The organism is Streptomyces sp. NPDC107528 (assembly GCF_055639295.1).
In genome coordinates this window covers 114,010-130,590 of record NZ_JBVKAV010000015.1, presented here as the reverse complement: position 1 = coordinate 130,590, position 16,581 = coordinate 114,010, and the positions used below count along the sequence as shown (strand labels likewise).

At 72.4% G+C, this 16,581-nt stretch carries 13 protein-coding genes and 1 pseudogene; 7 read left to right on the top strand and 7 right to left on the bottom strand.

All coding sequences use genetic code 11. The features are described from left to right. Positions 1-15 precede the first annotated feature (15 nt). From ACZ7L5_RS38900 to ACZ7L5_RS38885, 4 genes are all read right to left on the bottom strand, one after another. Complete coding sequence (locus tag ACZ7L5_RS38900; protein WP_471523093.1) at positions 16-1,374, bottom strand: helix-turn-helix domain-containing protein; 1,359 nt, start codon at positions 1,372-1,374, stop codon at positions 16-18. A 419-nt stretch (positions 1,375-1,793) separates the two neighbouring features. Further along, positions 1,794-2,303: a helix-turn-helix domain-containing protein gene (locus ACZ7L5_RS38895; protein ID WP_471523091.1), complete on the bottom strand. Its 510-nt coding sequence runs from the start codon at positions 2,301-2,303 to the stop codon at positions 1,794-1,796. A 224-nt stretch (positions 2,304-2,527) separates the two neighbouring features. Then, positions 2,528-3,022, bottom strand: coding sequence for a DUF3017 domain-containing protein (locus ACZ7L5_RS38890; RefSeq protein ID WP_471523089.1), 495 nt, complete (start codon positions 3,020-3,022; stop codon positions 2,528-2,530). Beyond that, complete coding sequence (locus ACZ7L5_RS38885; RefSeq protein ID WP_471523087.1) at positions 3,012-3,866, bottom strand: bifunctional methylenetetrahydrofolate dehydrogenase/methenyltetrahydrofolate cyclohydrolase; 855 nt, start codon at positions 3,864-3,866, stop codon at positions 3,012-3,014. The genes ACZ7L5_RS38890 and ACZ7L5_RS38885 overlap by 11 nt, the downstream gene beginning before the upstream one ends. Positions 3,867-4,122: 256 nt before the next feature. Here ACZ7L5_RS38885 and ACZ7L5_RS38880 point away from each other — a divergent pair, with 256 nt between their 5' ends. The 5 genes and pseudogenes from ACZ7L5_RS38880 to ACZ7L5_RS38860 all read left to right on the top strand — a co-directional run bounded on the left by ACZ7L5_RS38880 (position 4,123) and on the right by ACZ7L5_RS38860 (position 9,865). Continuing rightward, on the top strand, positions 4,123-4,842 hold the full coding sequence (locus tag ACZ7L5_RS38880; RefSeq protein WP_471523085.1) for an RDD family protein: 720 nt from the start codon (positions 4,123-4,125) through the stop codon (positions 4,840-4,842). A gap of 143 nt (positions 4,843-4,985) precedes the next feature. Next, positions 4,986-5,774: an FHA domain-containing protein gene (locus tag ACZ7L5_RS38875; protein ID WP_471523083.1), complete on the top strand. Its 789-nt coding sequence runs from the start codon at positions 4,986-4,988 to the stop codon at positions 5,772-5,774. Next, on the top strand, positions 5,771-7,357 hold the full coding sequence (locus ACZ7L5_RS38870; protein WP_471523081.1) for a protein kinase domain-containing protein: 1,587 nt from the start codon (positions 5,771-5,773) through the stop codon (positions 7,355-7,357). Before ACZ7L5_RS38875 ends, ACZ7L5_RS38870 begins: the two co-directional genes overlap by 4 nt. Before the next feature lie 92 nt (positions 7,358-7,449). Next, complete coding sequence (locus tag ACZ7L5_RS38865; protein ID WP_328879814.1) at positions 7,450-7,836, top strand: hypothetical protein; 387 nt, start codon at positions 7,450-7,452, stop codon at positions 7,834-7,836. 264 nt (positions 7,837-8,100) lie between these two features. Further along, positions 8,101-9,865 (top strand): annotated as a pseudogene (locus ACZ7L5_RS38860) (protein kinase domain-containing protein). Positions 9,866-9,937: 72 nt separating this feature from the next. On the opposite strand, the gene purH reads toward ACZ7L5_RS38860, so the two are convergent. Together purH and purN are read right to left on the bottom strand one after the other, a co-directional pair. Continuing rightward, a complete protein-coding gene (purH, locus tag ACZ7L5_RS38855; RefSeq protein WP_471523078.1) occupies positions 9,938-11,503 on the bottom strand; it encodes a bifunctional phosphoribosylaminoimidazolecarboxamide formyltransferase/IMP cyclohydrolase in 1,566 nt (521 codons plus the stop codon). Continuing rightward, positions 11,500-12,129, bottom strand: a complete 630-nt coding sequence (gene purN / locus ACZ7L5_RS38850) for a phosphoribosylglycinamide formyltransferase (protein ID WP_328879818.1) — start codon at positions 12,127-12,129, stop codon at positions 11,500-11,502. Before purN ends, purH begins: the two co-directional genes overlap by 4 nt. A 301-nt stretch (positions 12,130-12,430) precedes the next feature. Between purN and ACZ7L5_RS38845 the strand changes: the two genes are divergently transcribed. Then, positions 12,431-13,222 carry a hypothetical protein gene (locus ACZ7L5_RS38845; protein ID WP_471523076.1) on the top strand — a complete coding sequence of 264 codons (792 nt, stop codon included), beginning with the start codon at positions 12,431-12,433 and terminating at the stop codon, positions 13,220-13,222. Between the two features lie 262 nt (positions 13,223-13,484). Here the strand turns inward: ACZ7L5_RS38845 and ACZ7L5_RS38840 are convergent, their stop codons facing one another. Further along, entirely contained in the window at positions 13,485-15,224 is a 1,740-nt protein-coding gene (locus ACZ7L5_RS38840) for a cell division protein PerM (protein ID WP_471523074.1), read from the bottom strand. Positions 15,225-15,320: 96 nt separating this feature from the next. On the opposite strand from ACZ7L5_RS38840, the gene ACZ7L5_RS38835 reads away from it, so the two are divergent. Further along, positions 15,321-16,541: a helix-turn-helix domain-containing protein gene (locus tag ACZ7L5_RS38835; protein WP_471523072.1), complete on the top strand. Its 1,221-nt coding sequence runs from the start codon at positions 15,321-15,323 to the stop codon at positions 16,539-16,541. Positions 16,542-16,581 lie beyond the last annotated feature (40 nt).

The following is a 16,581-nucleotide window of genomic DNA, read 5'->3' as shown; positions in this document are numbered from 1 at the left end:
CTTTCGGGTGCCTCGCTACTGCGTGCACCCCTCCTGGCCGGCGGCCAGCGTCGCGCAGGCGATGGCCTCGCCCGCGTCCTTCACGGACACCATCGGCGTGTACGCGATCGTGTCGCCGACGACGGTGATCGTGCCGTTCTGCTTCTTCTTGCCGACCGTCACCACCACCTCGTCCCCCTGCGCGGCCTGCGTGATACGGCCCCACGCGGCGCCGCACGCCTCGCTGTAGCGCACCTCGACCACGGCCGTGCCGACGGTCGCCGTCTTGGCGGTCGTCACGAGGTCGCCGCTGCACCCCATGCTCTCCGCGTCCTTGCCGGTGCAGGAGTCACCGCTGCACTTCACGCCGGGAGGCAGGTCGGGGTCGGTCGTCGCGGACGGCGAGGGCGAGTTGGCGGCCTCGTCGCCCTTCTGCCCGCGGCCGGCGTCGGTGAGGAAGAACACCGCCGCGATCACGACCAGCACACCGACGACCCCCGCGAGGAACATCGTCAGCCGCCGCTTGCCCCCACCGCCCCCGGCGGACCCGCCTCCGGGGCGGGGCCCCTGCGGGGGCTCGCCGTACGGCTGGGACGCGCCCTGCGCCCACATCGACGCGGCGCCGGACGCCTCGGAGGCGCCGGATGCCCCGGACGTCGCAGACGCCCCGGACACACCCGACGGCACCGCCCCCGACGTACGGCCGCTCACGGGCGCCGGACCTCGATACCCCGCCAGTCCCCACGAGTTGCCCCCGGAGGCGGCCCCGTCCTCGCGGACGTCACCTCCGCCGGAGTCCCGGACCGGCGAGTCCCGTACCGAGGAGTCGCGTACCTGGGAATCCCGGACCGCGTCCCGGACGGAGGAATCCCGCACCGGCGTATCGCGAACCGCGGAATCCCGGACCTCCGGTGCCGTCGGCTGTGCCGGCACCGGCGGTACCGTCGGTGCCACGCCCGCCGGACCCGCGATGCCGGGCGTCGCCGTCGCGCTGCCGCTCTTGCGCGCCGTCCGGCCCGCCTTTGCGCCCCCCTTGGCATTCGCCGGGGGTGCCCCGAACTCGCTCAGCGCCGCGCGGGCCTGGGAGATCCGGATGGCCTCCATGGTCATGTCGTGGCGCATCTCCGAACGGCTCCAGGCACGTTCGGCGAGCTCCCACATCGTCGTCAAGTGGACCGGATTGGTACCCGTGACCTCGGCAAGCGCCACGATCGCGCCCTTGGGCGCGAGCAGCCGCCCGTTCAGATACCGCTCCCAGGACGTCTTGCTGTATCCCGTGCGGTCGGCCAACGCCGCGATGCTCAGACCGCTGCGGTCCACAAGCCGGCGCAGCTGGCTCGCGAACTCCCTGACCTGCGGATCGAGTTCATCCGGCAAGGCCCTCCAACGAGGCATTGCTTCCCCCTCTTCCCCCCGGTTCGTGCTGGTGTTTCTCGCGTTCCCCCGCGCGTGGTGCCCTCTGCCGAGTCCCCGATGTGGCTACCCACAGGGATGCGCCCAGTAAGGATCTCAGTTCCCGGGGTGGGGGCGCACGGGAGCATTGGGACCGTGGGCATGCACCGTTACACGCCCATCGGGTGGCGTCCAGTGTTCCACCGGCGACCCTCCCCGGCCGACGCAACCCTGGTAGTAAGCCCTTGCCAACACGTGGGACGACCCCGGGCGTCCCGGTCGACCACGCTAGCCCGCCTGTTGAGTGACTTCCTCGAAATTGCCGAACTTGTCAACACATCGACACACAGAAAGCACATAAACGATCACGCGCGTCACATGTGCTGTATTCGGGCAGGTCCGACGCGACAGTCCCACCGGGCTCACCCCAGCGCAAGGGCCCCGATCAGCGCCGTCAGCACCAGAACCACGGCGAGCACGACGGCGGCCACCAGCAGCCGACTCGACGACGGCTCCGGCGCCTTCGGCGGCGCGTCCCACCACGGCAGGGTGGGGTCGTCCTCGTACTCCTCGCGCTCCTCGTACTCCCTGGGCGCCCCGCCCGCCGCACGCGGCCCGTGCACCTCGTGCTCCGCCTTCGTCGGCATCACCGCGGGCTTCGGCCATGCCTGCACGGCCAGTTCCCACCGCACCCCGAAGCGCTCCGCCTCGTCCCTGCCGGTCCCCGCCACCCGGCACAGCGCGATGACCGCCTGCCGGGGCGGGGGCTGGGTGGCGTTGAGGTAGCGCTGCCAGGAGGACTTGCTGTACGCGGTGCGCGCGCCCAGCGCGACCAGGCTCAGGCCCGTGCGGTCCTTGAGCTGCCGCAACTGCTCCACGAAGTGCCGCACCTCCGGCGGCAGATCGTCGGGCAGCGGCTGCCACGCACCCATCGCTCACCTCCGAACCAGATCCGATCGGGTGACGACACCGGGCGGCGCATTGGTTCCCGATGTGCTGCGACGTAGCGGAACGGTCACTTCCGTGCCACAGCGCACTGACAGGCGTTGAACAGCCCCTTCGCCGTGCCCGAGGGTTGACGCAGACGGCGGCCCGTCCTTCCTCGGGGGAGAGGACGGGCCGCCGTCGCACCGTGTGCCGTCGGGGCCGGGAGGCCTCAGCTGTCCACCGTGAAATGCAGGGCGTCCTTCAGGAACGGGATCCTCAGCCACGGGTCGGGCTGCGCCATCAACGCCAGCAGTACGATCACGAGGCCCAGCACGCCGTACGTCACTATGTCCGTGAAGCGGGAGCGCACTGCCAGCATGCCGACGCTGGGCAGGAGCCACCGCAGCACCGCGCCGGCCAGCAGGGCGCTGCCGATCACCAGGGTGCCGACCCGGAACACGTCGAGCGCGGTGATCAACAGACCCACCGCGACCAGGCCCAGCACCAGCAGGACCGGCCACTGCCGGGCGGGCGCCGGGGCGTCACCGGAAGCGGCGCGGCCGCCGCCCTCGGGGCGTGCCGTGTCCCTGGTGAACAGGGGGAAGCGGCGGGTGGTACGCCGGGGCCTGCCCTCCGCGTCCGGTGCGCTCACCGGGTCCCGGACCTCGATCTCCTCGACGTCCTCGGTGTCCCGCGTCTTGCCGACGCCGCCCTCAGCCGACACTGCGCTCCGCCGCCTCGACCACGTTGACCAGCAGCTGCGCCCGCGTCATCGGGCCCACGCCACCGGGGTTGGGGGAGATCCAGCCGGCCACCTCGGCGACGCCGGGGTGGACGTCGCCCACGATCTTGCCCTCGGCGCTGCGCGAGACGCCGACGTCGAGGACGGCGGCGCCGGGCTTCACGTCCTCGGGGCGGATCAGGTGGGCGGAGCCCGCGGCGGCGATGATGATGTCCGCGCGCTTCAGGTGTGCGGACAGGTCCCGCGTGCCGGTGTGGCACTGGGTCACCGTCGCGTTCTCACTGCGCCGGGTCAGCAGCAGCGGCATCGGGCGGCCGATGGTCACGCCGCGGCCGACGACCACGACCTCGGCGCCCTTGATCTCGACGCCGTAGCGGCGAAGGAGGGTGAGGACGCCGTTGGGGGTGCAGGGCAGCGGAGCGGGCTCGTTGAGGACCAGCCGGCCCAGGTTCATCGGGTGGAGGCCGTCGGCGTCCTTGTCCGGGTCCATGAGCTCCAGGATCCGGTTCTCGTCGATGCCCTTGGGCAGCGGCAGCTGGACGATGTAGCCGGTGCAGGCCGGGTCCTCGTTCAGCTCGCGGACGGCCGCCTCGATCTCCTCCTGCGTGGCCGTGGCGGGCAGCTCGCGCTGGATGGAGGCGATGCCGACCTGGGCGCAGTCGCGGTGCTTGCCGGCGACGTACTTCTGGCTGCCGGGGTCCTCCCCGACCAGGATCGTGCCGAGGCCGGGCGTGACGCCCTTCTCCTTCAGCGCCGCCACGCGGGCGGTCAGATCGGACTTGATCGCGGCTGCGGTGGCCTTGCCATCGAGAATCTGGGCGGTCATGACACCCATCCTCCCGGATGACGCCCTCCCGGTTCCAATCGGACGCCCGGCCCGTGACGCACATCGCCCTTGCAAGATCCCGAAGATTGCATCTGCACAACAGGTTCCGCCTCAGACTGGACAAAATCGCACGTTAGCTAGAACGATGAACGGCGCAGTTTCGCGGAACGTGTTCGGGGGGCAAAACCGCTCAAATCGTGAAGTTCCTCCGCGCAATGCCGCATCGTCCCCGCATTCGCAACGGAGGAATCCGGCCATGAGTTTCGGCTCGCCCAACCCGCCTTACGGTCAGCCGCAGGACCCGAATCAGGGCTACGGGTACCCCCAGCAAGGACAGCAGCCCGGCTACCCCCAGCCGGGACAGCCTCCCTACCCGCAGGGCGGGGCCGGTTACGGCTACCCGCAGTCGCCGCAGGGCGTGCCCCCGCAGGGCGGTTACGGCTATCCGCAGCAGCCGGGTTACCCCGGCGGCGGCGGTCCGGGCTTCCCTCCCCGCGTGGCGTCCATGGGCCGCCGCTTCGGTGCGCGGCTGATCGACGGTGTGGCGTTCACCGTCATCTACATCATCCTCGCCGCCGTCGGTGTCGCGGGCTCCTTCAACGCGGCCAATGACTGCGACCCCAACGCCGTCGACTACAGCACCTGCGTGAACGACGCCAGCTCCGACATCGTGGCCTCCGTCGGCGCCGTGTTCGGTGTCTTCGCGGTGATCGGCCTGCTGTACGAGTGGCTGATGGTCGGCCTGGTGGGTGCCACCCTCGGCAAGATGGCCGTCGGCCTGCGGGTCGTGAAGGCCGACACCGGCCAGAAGCCCGGCCTGGGCTCCTCGTTCATCCGCTGGATCATCCCGATCGTCGGCAGCCTGGCCTGCGGCATCGGCCAGCTCCTCGTCTACCTGTCCCCGTTCTGGGACAAGTCGGGCCGCCAGCAGGGCTGGCACGACAAGGCCGCGAGCACGATGGTCGTACAGAACTGACCTGACCGAGGGTCCCGTTGGGGCGGGACTCAGTTCACGCCAAACACAGCCGATGGCCGTGTCTCACTCGTACGAGGGGGGCGCGGCCTCGCTGCGTCGCCCTACTCTGACGTGGGTAGCCGTCAGGCACGGGGAGACGCACCTTGTACAGCATCATCGTGGTACCTCCGCCGACCACGGAGGACGAGACCGACCGTACCCAGCTCCGGCTGGCGCCCGGCGAGCGGCTCGGCTTCGGCCGTTCCGCCTCCGACAACGACCTCACGATCGCGCACGACGGCGTGTCCCGCAGAGCCGGTGAGATCACCGCGCAGGGCGCCTTCTGGATACTGAGCAACCTCAGCCGGGAGCAGACGTACGTCGTGGAGAACCCGGAGGGCGCGGGCGAGCACATCAAGGTCGGGCCGGGGCGGCTCGACGCGCCGGTCCCCTTCGAGTTCTCGCGGATCGTGCTGCCGGCGGCCGGTGATCTGCTGCCGATCGAGGTGTGGGCGCCGCGCCACGACTACCTCAGCTCCGAGGGCGGCCTGGACGGCGCGACCACCGCACCCGCCTTCTCGGTCGACCGCACGAAGCGCTACTTCGCGGTCCTGGCCGCCCTCTGCGAGCCCCGGCTGCGCGGCGAACCGCACGCCCCGCTGCCCACCGTCGACCAGGTCGTGGACCGGCTGCGCCCCAACTGGCCCGCCGCGTCCCGTACCTCGGTCCAGTGGAACATCGACTACCTCGCGGTGAAGCTGCGGCTCAAGCCCGGCCCGGAGACAGCCGACACGGGGCCGCGGCTCAACGGAAAGAAGGAGTCGCTGGTCTCGCTGGCGCTCCGGTTCGACCTGGTGCGCGAGGACGATCTCGTCGTCCTGCGCGCGTCCTCGCCGCCGGGTCCGTCACTCTCGGCTTCGTCGGCGTCGGCGTCCGGCCGGGTGGCCCGGTGACCGAGCCGTACGCCGTGCCGGTGCCGAAGGGGTACCGGGTGGGTGCGTGGGAGGTGCGGGAGCCGATCGCCACGGGGGCGTTCGGGAGCGTGTACGAGGGCAGGCGCGTCGGAGACGACGAGGCCCTGCCGAAGACGGTCGCCCTGAAGTTCCTCCCCACCGGCACCGGTACTCCCCGCCAGCTCACCCACCTGCGCGAACTCATCGAGCGCGAGGTCGACTTGCACCGCCGGCTGAAGCAGCCGCGGCTCATCCGGATGTACGACACCCTCACCGTCGACGACCCGGCCCGTCCCGCCCTCGACGGTGCCACGATCCTCGTACTGGAGAAGGCGGAGGGCTCCCTGTCCGCGCTGCTCGCGGCTCAGCCGCGCCCCGCCGCCGGTCCCGTACTGCTCGCGCAGATCTGCGAAGGGCTGGCGCAACTGCATCACGCGGGCTGGGTGCACGGGGACCTGAAGCCGGCCAACGTGCTGCTGATGAGGGACGGTTCGGCCCGGCTCGCCGACTTCAACATGGCGGCGGAGCTGGAGGGCACGCACGCGTACACGCCCGCCTTCTCCACACCCGACTACACGCCGCCGGAGCTGCTCTGGTCGGAGATCGGCGAGCGTGGCCGGCGTATCCGCCCGTCGGCCGATGTCTGGGCGTTCGGCGTCCTGGCCCATCTGGTCCTCACCGGCTCCTTCCCGCTGCCCGGCGCCACCCCGTCGACCCGCCGCGACGCTGCCGCCGCCTACGCGCGCGGCACCGACGAACTGCGTCTGTCGCCCGAACTCCCGGACGTCTGGCGGGAGATCGTGCGGGACTGCCTGACCCGAACACACGGCGACCGGATCGGCACCCAGGCGCTGCTGCGGCGAGTCGGTGCCGCCGCGGGAACGGGCCGCCCGCCGCGACTGCCGCGGGCGCTCCTCCCCAGCCGCCGCTCCCGCCGTACGACCATGCTGACCGCTGCGACCGCCGTGGTGGCGGTGGCTGCCCTCGGCTACGGCGTCAGCAACTGGGCCGACACCGGCGCCGACAAAGGCGGGAGCGGGGCCGGCGGGCCGGGGCGCGAGACCACGAGGGTCACGGCCGCCACCTACGGCGCCTCCGAACTCCGTACCGACAAGGGCGTCCCGGTGGCCTACCGGCGCCTCATCGTCGACTCCGCCCACGACTGCGTCCGGCCCGAGGTCACCCCCGCGCTGATCGCCGCCCTGCTGAAGGCGGAGAGCAACTTCGACCCGGACCTCTCCGACCCGTCCGTGGGCGAGGAGGGCGAGTACGGCATCGCCCGCTGGACGCCGAGTCTGCTGCGCTGGTGGATCCGCGCGGACGGCGTGCCCGCGACGGCGACCCCCAAGCCTCCCCTCACGCCGGCCCAGTCCATCCCCGCCGTGGGCCGCTACCTCTGCTACATGGAGCCGCTCCTGGACCGGACCGGCCTGTCCGGCGACCGCCAGGTGCTGCTGGCCGCCGCCTACCGCACCTCGACCAAGGTCGTGAACAACGCGGGCGGAGTTCCCCCGAAGTACCGCGACTACGCCGCCCGCGTCGCCCACTACCTCAAGGAGTACACGCCGCCCGCGAAGAGGTGACCCTGAGAGTTCTCAGGTACCGCTCGGGGCCGCTCGGCGTCACGGTGTTGCTGTCCACCAACGGGGGTGGCAATTCCGGAGGGACACCGACCATGAAGCGCATGCTCGCCTCGCTGGGAGCCGTTGCCGTACTCGCCACGGGCGCCGTGGCCCTGACGCCGGCGGGGGCTTCGGCGGCACCGAACGGCTGCTGGGGCAGCGGGCCGAACAACTCCCGCTACTGCCACAACTACCAGGCCGGCAACGTGATGTTCAACGGCAACGTCGCGGGCCGGCTGAACGCGGGCGACAACTGGTTCGTCTGCCAGAAGAAGTTCCCGGGCCAGGAGAACCCGCCGGTCGGCGACGCCCGCAACGACTGGTGGCTGTGGACCCAGGCCGACACCAACGTCAGCAACGGCGGCTGGGGCTGGTTCCCCGCCAACAAGGTGTCCGGCGGCGTGAACTACGGGGCGATCCCGGGGCTGCGCACCTGCTGAGCGCCTGCTGACCGCTTGACCCGCGGCCTCCGGCTCCCTCGGGGGAGGGCCGGAGGCCGCGACGCGTGCCCGCGCTGCGCCTGGAGGACGACGGCGTGTACGGCCCGAAGACCCGCGACAAGCTGAAGTGGCGCAGCGCCACCGGCCACTGCGGCACCCTCCCGTAGCCGCGACCAAGCTTCCCCGTGCCGCCTCACGCGGTAGCCTCACACCAACTGACGGGACACGAGTGGCCGTTGGTGCAGAGCAGCACTCGGGGGATCCATGACCGACCAGCGGCAGCCCACGCCATCACCTACCTCGGCGGCCCTCGACGCCGCCCTGACGCAGGCCGGCGCCACCCCCCTGAAGCCGACCGCCCCCGCCCGCATCGGCCCCTACGTCCCCCTCGGCCTGCTCGGCAGCGGCGGCATGGGCCACGTCTATCTGGCCCGCCCCGCCGACAACGCCCCCGGCCTCGCCGCCGTCAAGGTGATCCGCCCCGAGTACGCCGAAGACCCCCGCTTCCGGCGGCGTTTCGAGCGGGAGGCCGCCGTGCACGGACGGGTCCACACCCCGCGCACGCCGCGGCTGCTGGGCACCGGGTTCGACGACTCGCTGCTGTGGACGGCGACGCAGTACCTGCCGGGCCTGGACCTCGCCGAGGCGGTCCGCGAGTGCAGGCCGGCTGGGGCGCGCCGGGGTGTGGCGGCTGGTCGGGGACATGGGGCAGGCCCTGTCGGCGCTGGCCGCCGCCGACGTCGTACACCGGGATCTCAAGCCGTCCAACGTGATCCTGTCCCTGCAGGGCGCCCACGTCATCGACTTCGGCATCGCCCAGGCCGCCGACAGCAGCGCGATCACCTCGACCGGGAGCCGGGTCGGCACGCCCGCCTTCATGGCGCCCGAGTATCTGCGCGAGGGCCGCTGCGACACCGCCTCCGACGTCTTCTCGCTCGCGGGAAGCCTGATCTACGCCGCCACCGGGCACGCCCCGTTCGGGGACGGAACGGGCGTCGACGTGATGCACCGGGTCGCGTTCGAGGAGCCCAAGCAGGACATCATGGCCGAACTCTCCGCCGTGGACCCCGCGTTGGCCGCCGTGCTGGCCGCCTGCCTCGCCAAGGATCCCGCCGGACGCCCCACCCCGCGTCAGCTCACCGACGCCGCCACGGCAGCCGGTCACGGCGGCGCAGCCGTCTGGCACGAGCCGCTGAGCGCCCGGCTGCTGGCCCGAGGACAGGCCTGCGAGGTACTGGAAGGTGTCGCCGTCCAGGAGACCGCCCCGGCACCCCTTAGTTCGCGGACCTCTCGGACCTCCCAGGAGACGGTGCAGTTGCGGCTGCCGGGGGAACGTACGGCTGTCCCCGCCCCCGAGGACGACGGCAAGCGGCGCGCGCGGAGGGCATACCTCGCCGTCGCCGCGGGTCTCGCCGTGTGCGCGGTCGCCGCGGGCGCCTTCTTCGTCACCGGCCCGTCCGTCGACGAAACGGCCACGGCGGCGGCCTCGGCCACGGCGGCCGGCCGCGCCGCCGACGACGACGACGCTCAGGACGCTTCCCTCCCCGGCTCCTCCTCGTCGCCTTCCCGTGACAAGGAGCAGGAGGAAAGGGAGAAGGAGAGGGAGGGGACGGGGAAAGGCACCGACGCGAAGGCGTCCGCCGCGGCAGCCGAGTCCGCGGGCCCGAGCGCCTCCGACAGCGCCGCGGGCGAAACGCAGGCCACGCCCAGCAGCGGCAATGGCGGGGGCGGCGCCCCGACCGCCGCCCCCACCAAGACGGCCACGACGCCCGCCACCCCGCCCTGGATCTCCGACTGCACCCACTACGCCGGCACCGAAATCACCGACCGGGGCGACAAGGGCCCGCGCGTCGTCCAGGTGCAGTGCATGCTCAGCAAGCGCGGCTACAGCGTCGGCGGCTCGGGCGTGGACGGAGAGTTCGGCGCGGACACGGAGTCCGCGGTCAGGCTGTTCCAGAGCGACAAGGGGCTGGAGGTCGACGGCGAGGTGGGGCCCAACACCTGGGCGGCGCTGCGCAGTTCGACGTGATTTCGACGTGATGGCGATCGACGCGGGTGAGGGGCGGGCCGCAGATACGGCCCGCCCCTCACTCATACCGGCTCAGTGGAAGAAGTGCCGCGTCCCCGTGAAGTACATCGTGATGCCGGCCTTCTGCGCGGCCTCGACGACCAGCTCGTCACGGACGGACCCGCCGGGCTGGACCACGGCCTTCACGCCGGCCTCGGTCAGGATCTCCAGGCCGTCGGGGAACGGGAAGAACGCGTCGGACGCGGCGTAGGCCCCCTGCGCGCGCTCGGCGCCGGCACGCTCGACGGCCAGCTTCGCGGAGTCGACGCGGTTGACCTGCCCCATGCCCACGCCCACGGACGCGCCGTCCTTGGCGAGCAGGATGGCGTTGGACTTCACGGCCCGGCAGGCCTTCCAGGCGAAGGCGAGGTCCGACAGCTCCTCGGCGCCGAGCGCCTCACCGGTCGCGAGGGTCCAGTTGGCGGGGTCGTCGCCGCTGGCCTGGAGGCGGTCGGTGACCTGGAGGAGGACGCCGCCGTCGACGGCCTTGACCTCGACCTCGTTCGTCGGACCGTCGGGGGCGCGCAGCACCCGGATGTTCTTCTTCTTGGCGAGGGCCTCAAGGGCCCCCTCCTCGTAGTCCGGCGCGACGATGACCTCGGTGAAGATCTCGGCGACCTGCTCCGCCATCTCCTTGCTGACCGGACGGTTGACGGCGATCACACCGCCGAACGCCGACAGCGGGTCACACGCGTGTGCCTTGCGGTGCGCCTCGGCGACGTCCGCGCCGACCGCGATGCCGCACGGGTTGGCGTGCTTGATGATCGCGACGCAGGGCTCGGCGTGGTCGTACGCGGCACGGCGGGCGGCGTCCGTGTCCGTGTAGTTGTTGTACGACATCTCCTTGCCGTGCAGCTGCTCGGCCTGCGCGAGACCGCTCCCGCTGCCGTCGACGTACAGGGCCGCCGGCTGGTGCGGGTTCTCGCCGTAGCGCAGGGTGTTCTCGCGCTCCCAGGTGGCGCCGAGGAAGTCGGGGAACCGAGAGTCGTCGACGGGGGCGTAGGAGGAGGCGAACCACGAAGCCACCGCCACGTCGTACGCCGCCGTGTGCTGGAAGGCCTCGGCCGCGAGCCGCTTGCGCGTGGTGAGGTCGAAGCCGCCGTCGCGGACGGCCGCGAGGACGTCGGCGTAACGGGCGGGGCTGGTGACGACCGCGACGGACGGGTGGTTCTTGGCGGCGGCGCGCACCATCGACGGGCCGCCGATGTCGATCTGCTCGACGCACTCGTCGGGCGTGGCCCCGGAGGCGACGGTCTCGCGGAACGGGTAGAGGTTGACGACGACGAGGTCGAACGGCGCCACGCCCAGCTCGTCGAGCTGCTGCCGGTGGCTCTCCAGCCGCAGGTCGGCGAGGATGCCGGCATGCACGCGCGGGTGCAGCGTCTTGACGCGGCCGTCCAGGCACTCGGGGAAGCCGGTGAGCTCCTCGACCTTGGTGACGGGGACTCCGGCCGCGGCGATCTTCGCGGCCGTGGAGCCGGTGGAGACGAGTTCGACGCCCGCCTCGTGCAGGCCGCGCGCGAGGTCTTCCAGACCGGTCTTGTCGTAGACGCTGACGAGCGCCCGTCGAATGGCCCGCTTGTTGCTCTCGGCGGTCACTGGATAACTACCTTTCGTCCCTCAATGCGATAGCCGTTGCGGGCGAGGCGCCCCACGACCTCGACGAGCAGCCTTCGCTCGACTTCCTTGATGCGCTCGTGCAGAGCGCTCTCGTCGTCCTCGTCCCGGATCTCGACCACGCCCTGAGCGATGATCGGCCCGGTGTCGACGCCGTCGTCGACGAAGTGGACGGTGCAGCCGGTGACCCGGGCGCCGTACGCGAGGGCGTCGCGAACGCCGTGGGCGCCGGGAAAACTGGGCAGGAGCGCGGGGTGGGTGTTGACGAACCGCCCGCCGAAGCGCGCGAGGAACTCCTTCCCCACGATCTTCATGAACCCGGCGGAGACGACGAGATCGGGCTCGTGGGCGGATACGGCCTCGGCGAGCGCCGCGTCCCACTCCTCCCGGCTGCCGTGGTCCTTGACCCTCCGCACGAAGGTGGGCAGCCCCGCGCGCTCGGCCCGGGCGAGCCCCTCGATGTTGTCGCGGTCGGCGCCCACGGCCACGATCTGCGCGCCGTACGCCTCGGAACCGACGGCGGCGATCTCGTCGAGCAGCGCCTGCAGATTGGTGCCTGATCCGGAGACCAGCACGACGAGGCGCTTGGCCACGGGCTTGGCGGCCACGGCGGGGCCCTTTCTCGGGGGTGCGTTCTTCGGCGGCCGACGGCATGTACGTTCGCGCCCGTACGTCTCTCACCTGTACGTTCATACGAATGCATCGCGCCCCGGGATACGGGGAAGTCTACGAAGCAGCCGACCGTCAGCAACGATACCGGCACACCGGAAGGCCCCCACGGGACGGGGGCGTGGCCGGAAGGTAGCGTCTGGGGCGAGCGGGCTCGGGAACGCGGTCGTCGTGCGGTGCGTTCCTCGTGTGACAGCTCAGAACAGCAAGCCTTATCACCTAGGGGAAGACGCTCACTTGATGCCGGACCGCAGTCTGCGACTCCTCACGTTCCCCCCGCACCCGGTGCAGGGAGGGGAGCACAGCGGCGTGCTGCTGCGGGAGCGCCCCGCCTCACCGCCCGACGCGCCTTCGGGCGGGCAGAACGGCGACGAGCGGGGCAGCGGCCAGGGGAAGGACGACAACCCCTTCGCTCCGCCGCCGGAGGGCACCCCGGACCGCCCGTGGCAGCCGCGCCGCCGCCCGTCGGGCGAGGACGACTCCCAGGACTCCGACGAGGGCAGAGGCCGCTCCCCCTGGGGCAACCAGTGGAGCGACCGCCAGCCGGGCCGCTCCCCCGACGGCTTCGGCGACAACTCGCGACGCGGCCAGGACGGCCCCGGCGGCCCCGGGCCCGGCCCCAACCTGCGCTGGGACCCGACCGACCCCGTCCAGCGCCGCGCTCGCTTCGCACTGCTGTCCGGCATGTGGGCCTTCTTCTTCGCCCTCTTCAGCTGGCCGTACGTCGCCCTGCTCCTGGGCGCCCTGGCCCTCTACTGGGGCATCAGCAGCCTCCGAGCCAAACCCCGCACCCCCGACCCGAACACCCCGGCGCCCCCTCGCCCCACCGGCCGCCCCCAGACCACAGCAGCGGTAAGCGGCCTGGTCACAGCCTCCCTCGCCATCGCGGTGGTCGCCGCCGGCTTCACGGCCCAGATGGTCTACAGCGACTACTACACCTGCACGAACGACGCCCTGACGACCGCGGCGAAGCAGTCGTGCAACGAGCATTTGCCGGAGGAGCTGCGGGGGATTTTGGGGACAGGGGACTGAGGACCGCGGATGCTGCTCCTTGACGCCGGTCCAGGCACCCCGACCCGTCCGGCGCGTGAGGACGAGGGCTGTGCGCGCACGCCCTCGGTGCCTGTCGGCGCCGGTCCCGGCACATCCAGCCCGTCCGGTGTTTGAGGACGAGGCCGTTCAGGCCGACAGCGGGGGTCTGGGGCCGCAGGCCCCCAGGTCCGGGGGCGAAGGGGCGGCGCCCCTTGAAGGACGGGAAGGGTAGGGGCGGCGGGGGCGAGAACCCGCTCGGCGTTCACTGCGATGGCGGCCCCTCGGGGGCGTCCGGCGAATCCGCCACTTCCTTCATCGCCGCCCAACGAGCCTCACGCGAGTCATCCTCACCCCAGGGCGAGGGCGCCGATTCCGCCCCGGACTCCAGATCAGGCTCAGGCTCCGCCCCCTCCGCGGACGGCACCTCGGCAGGCGAATAGTCCTCCGGCTCGAACGTCGTGTCATGGTCGTACGCCCCGTACGGAACCCCCTCCCCATCACCCCCGTACCCCCCGTCCTCGTCAGGCCCAACCCCCCGCCCCTCCTGGTCCTGCCCCAACGCCGTGAACGGCCCTTCCTGCACGAAGGCCGACCGCCCCACGGCCTCCCCCGTCGCCGCCTCCGCACGAGGCCGACCGATCCAAGCCCCCTCCGTCTCGCCAAGCCGCCGCTCCGCCCGCCGTCCCATGTGGCACCGCCACCCCCGCACCACCACAGCCACCGGAACCGCCACCACCGACACCCACCCCAACGCCGCAGCCCCCACCTGCCACCACACCGGCCCGAACTCCGCAAGCGCCCCCCGCCCCAGCGGCCCACCCGACAGCTCGGCCAGCTCGGCTACCACGATCGCGCAGAACACGGCCGCCAGCAGGGCAACGCCGGCGGTCCGCCCGGGGGCCCAGGCCACGGCGGGCAAGTGCCCGCTCTCCGACCGCGCCGCAAGCCCGCCACCCCACCCCGCCGCGAACCACCCCACGACCACCCCGGCCACAACCGGCACCACCCCGACCCCCCACTGCACGGGCCCCCCGACCCCCGGGTCCGGCACCGCCGCCAGCAGCGGAAGCGGCGGCAGCAACGGCGCCGGCGCCGCGGACAGCGGCCCCACCACATGCCCCGTCCCGAGCACGAACCCCGGCCCGAGGGCATACGCTGCCGCCCACACCGCCGCGTTCGGCACCAGCGCCGCGCACAGCAACAGCACCGCGAACCGCCCCGACCAGCCCTCCGTCAACTGCAGAAACGACCCCCGCGCCGCGGCGCCGTGCCACACCAGCGAGCCGCCCACGAGCAACGCCCCACCCGCGACGAGCGCCCCCGCACCGGCCCCGGCCGCCCGGGCCGCCGCGCCGAGACGGGCAGGCGCCTCCGCGTCGGGAACCAGCCGCCGTACCCGGGTCGGCATCACACCCAGCACACCGTCGGCCGCCTCGGGCCGCCGTTCGCACGCCGTCCACACGCCCACCCCCGCCGCCGCCATCGCGAGAAGGGGCACGCACACCCCGGTCCACCACCACGAGGGCCGCAGCTCACCGCCCGCCGCGTACACCGCGGCCGCCAGCCCGACCCCGAGGTACCCGAGCACGACACCCGCCCACGCCGTACGCCCCGACACGAGCGGCGCCCCGTCACCGCCGTCCGCCGCCGAGTCCCGCGCCGCCCGGTACACCAGCCACGCCGGGAGCATGAGCATCAGCAAGGGCGTGACACCGACCGGCGCGGGGAGACCGGAGAGGGTGTCGGTACGGACCAGTTCGGCACCGTGCGCCAGCAGCCACAGCAGGGCGGCGACCTGCAACGCGCCCCCCGGCCCCTTGTCCGGATACGGCGAACTGACCCACAGCACCATCACCACCACGGAGATCACACCGAGCCCCAGCCCCGCCGCGACCGCGCCGCCGAGAAGGCTCGCGCCGAGTCCGGGCGTGCGGTAGCGCAGCCGAGTGAGCAGGGACGCCAGGGGCGTTCGCCGAGGGGTCATCTCGTTCACGCCCGCCATGCTCCCAACGACACGCGCTTTCCCGTCGTAACAGGCGAAGCTCCGAAGTGTCGCTCAATATACGTTTATGTACTTTTTCGCACGAAGGGGCGTACTGTGACGCAGAGCCCCGCTCCCCCGCTTCCCCCGCCCAAGGAACGCCGACGCCTGCGCGAGGCCACTTCATTGACGCAGGCTCAGGTCGCGGCACGGGTCGGCGTCAGCCGCGAGACAGTACGCGATTGGGAGAACGGCCGTACGACACCACGCGGCCGCAGGAGGGAGGCGTACGCGCACCTGCTCGTCTCGCTCGCGGAGCAGACGGCACAGATGCCAGCGGAGATCACGGCGGAGATCGCGGCAGAGATCGCGGCGAAGAAGTCACCGGAAGAGACAGAGCCTCAGGAAGCATCGGGAGGGCGCGACATGACGGTAGGTCAGGGTGCCCGCGAGCGCGCCGAGGCAGCCGTACGGACTGCCGTACCGGCAGCAGTCCCCGTCGAGGATCCGGCACCGCCCCCCGAAGCCCGGCCGGAACGCCCTCTCTCCCCTGCCCAGGCCTTCGACGCGCTCTACGCCTTCTGCGCCCCGGCCCTCGTACGGCAGACCTACCTGCTCACCGGGCGCCGGGAACTCGCGCGCGAGTCGGTCGAGCGGGCCTTCGAACTCGCCTGGCAGCGCTGGCCCGAGGTGGCCTGCGACCCGGACCCGGCGGGCTGGGTGCGGGCGACGGCGTACGACTTCGCGCTCTCCCCCTGGCACCGGTTCCGCCCGCGCTACCGGCACCCCGAACCCCCACCGTCGGACGCGTCCGACCGCGCCCTGCTGAACGTGCTCCTCGAACTCACGCCGCCCCAGCGCCGCGCGCTGCTCCTGTACGACGGTGTCGGCCTCGACCTGCCCGAGACGGCGGCGGAGACGGAGGCGACCACACCGGCGACCGCGAACCGTCTCCTCAACGCCCGCGCCGCGGTGGCCGCCCGCCTCCCGGACCTGTCCGACCCCACCGAGCTCCACCACCGCCTGGTCGAACTCGCCTCCACGGAGCGTCTGCGCGCGGCCAAACCGGCGGTGGTACGCGACGGCAGCGAACGCCGGGCCCGCTTCTGGACCCGTGCGGCGATCGCGTTCACCGTGGCCCTCATCGGCACGACGGCCCTGACCCTGCGCACCGCCCCGACCCAGTACGAGCCGCCGGTGCCGCCCGGGGAGACGGTGCTCGGCGTACCGCCGAGGGTGGCGCCGGGTCCGCTGTCGGAGAAGGAGCAGAAGCTGCGCGCGAAGCTCAGGGCAAAGATGCAGCACGGCCCGGAAAGACTCGCACCGCAGCCGCAGTGAGCTGCCGAAAACGCAGGTGGGCCCGCCCCCCAAGCAGGGG

What these genes read in the sequence shown, in the direction of transcription:
- ACZ7L5_RS38900 (WP_471523093.1), bottom strand. Translation starts at nt 1,374, where the DNA reads ATGCCTCGTTGGAGGGCCTTGCCGGATGAACTCGATCCGCAGGTCAGG.
- ACZ7L5_RS38865 (WP_328879814.1), top strand. Translation starts at nt 7,450, where the DNA reads ATGAAGCGCATGCTCGCCTCGCTGGGAGCCGTTGCCGTACTCGCCACG.
- ACZ7L5_RS38895 (WP_471523091.1), bottom strand. Translation starts at nt 2,303, where the DNA reads ATGGGTGCGTGGCAGCCGCTGCCCGACGATCTGCCGCCGGAGGTGCGG.
- ACZ7L5_RS38840 (WP_471523074.1), bottom strand. Translation starts at nt 15,224, where the DNA reads ATGGCGGGCGTGAACGAGATGACCCCTCGGCGAACGCCCCTGGCGTCC.
- ACZ7L5_RS38885 (WP_471523087.1), bottom strand. Translation starts at nt 3,866, where the DNA reads ATGACCGCCCAGATTCTCGATGGCAAGGCCACCGCAGCCGCGATCAAG.
- ACZ7L5_RS38880 (WP_471523085.1), top strand. Translation starts at nt 4,123, where the DNA reads ATGAGTTTCGGCTCGCCCAACCCGCCTTACGGTCAGCCGCAGGACCCG.
- ACZ7L5_RS38845 (WP_471523076.1), top strand. Translation starts at nt 12,431, where the DNA reads ATGCCGGACCGCAGTCTGCGACTCCTCACGTTCCCCCCGCACCCGGTG.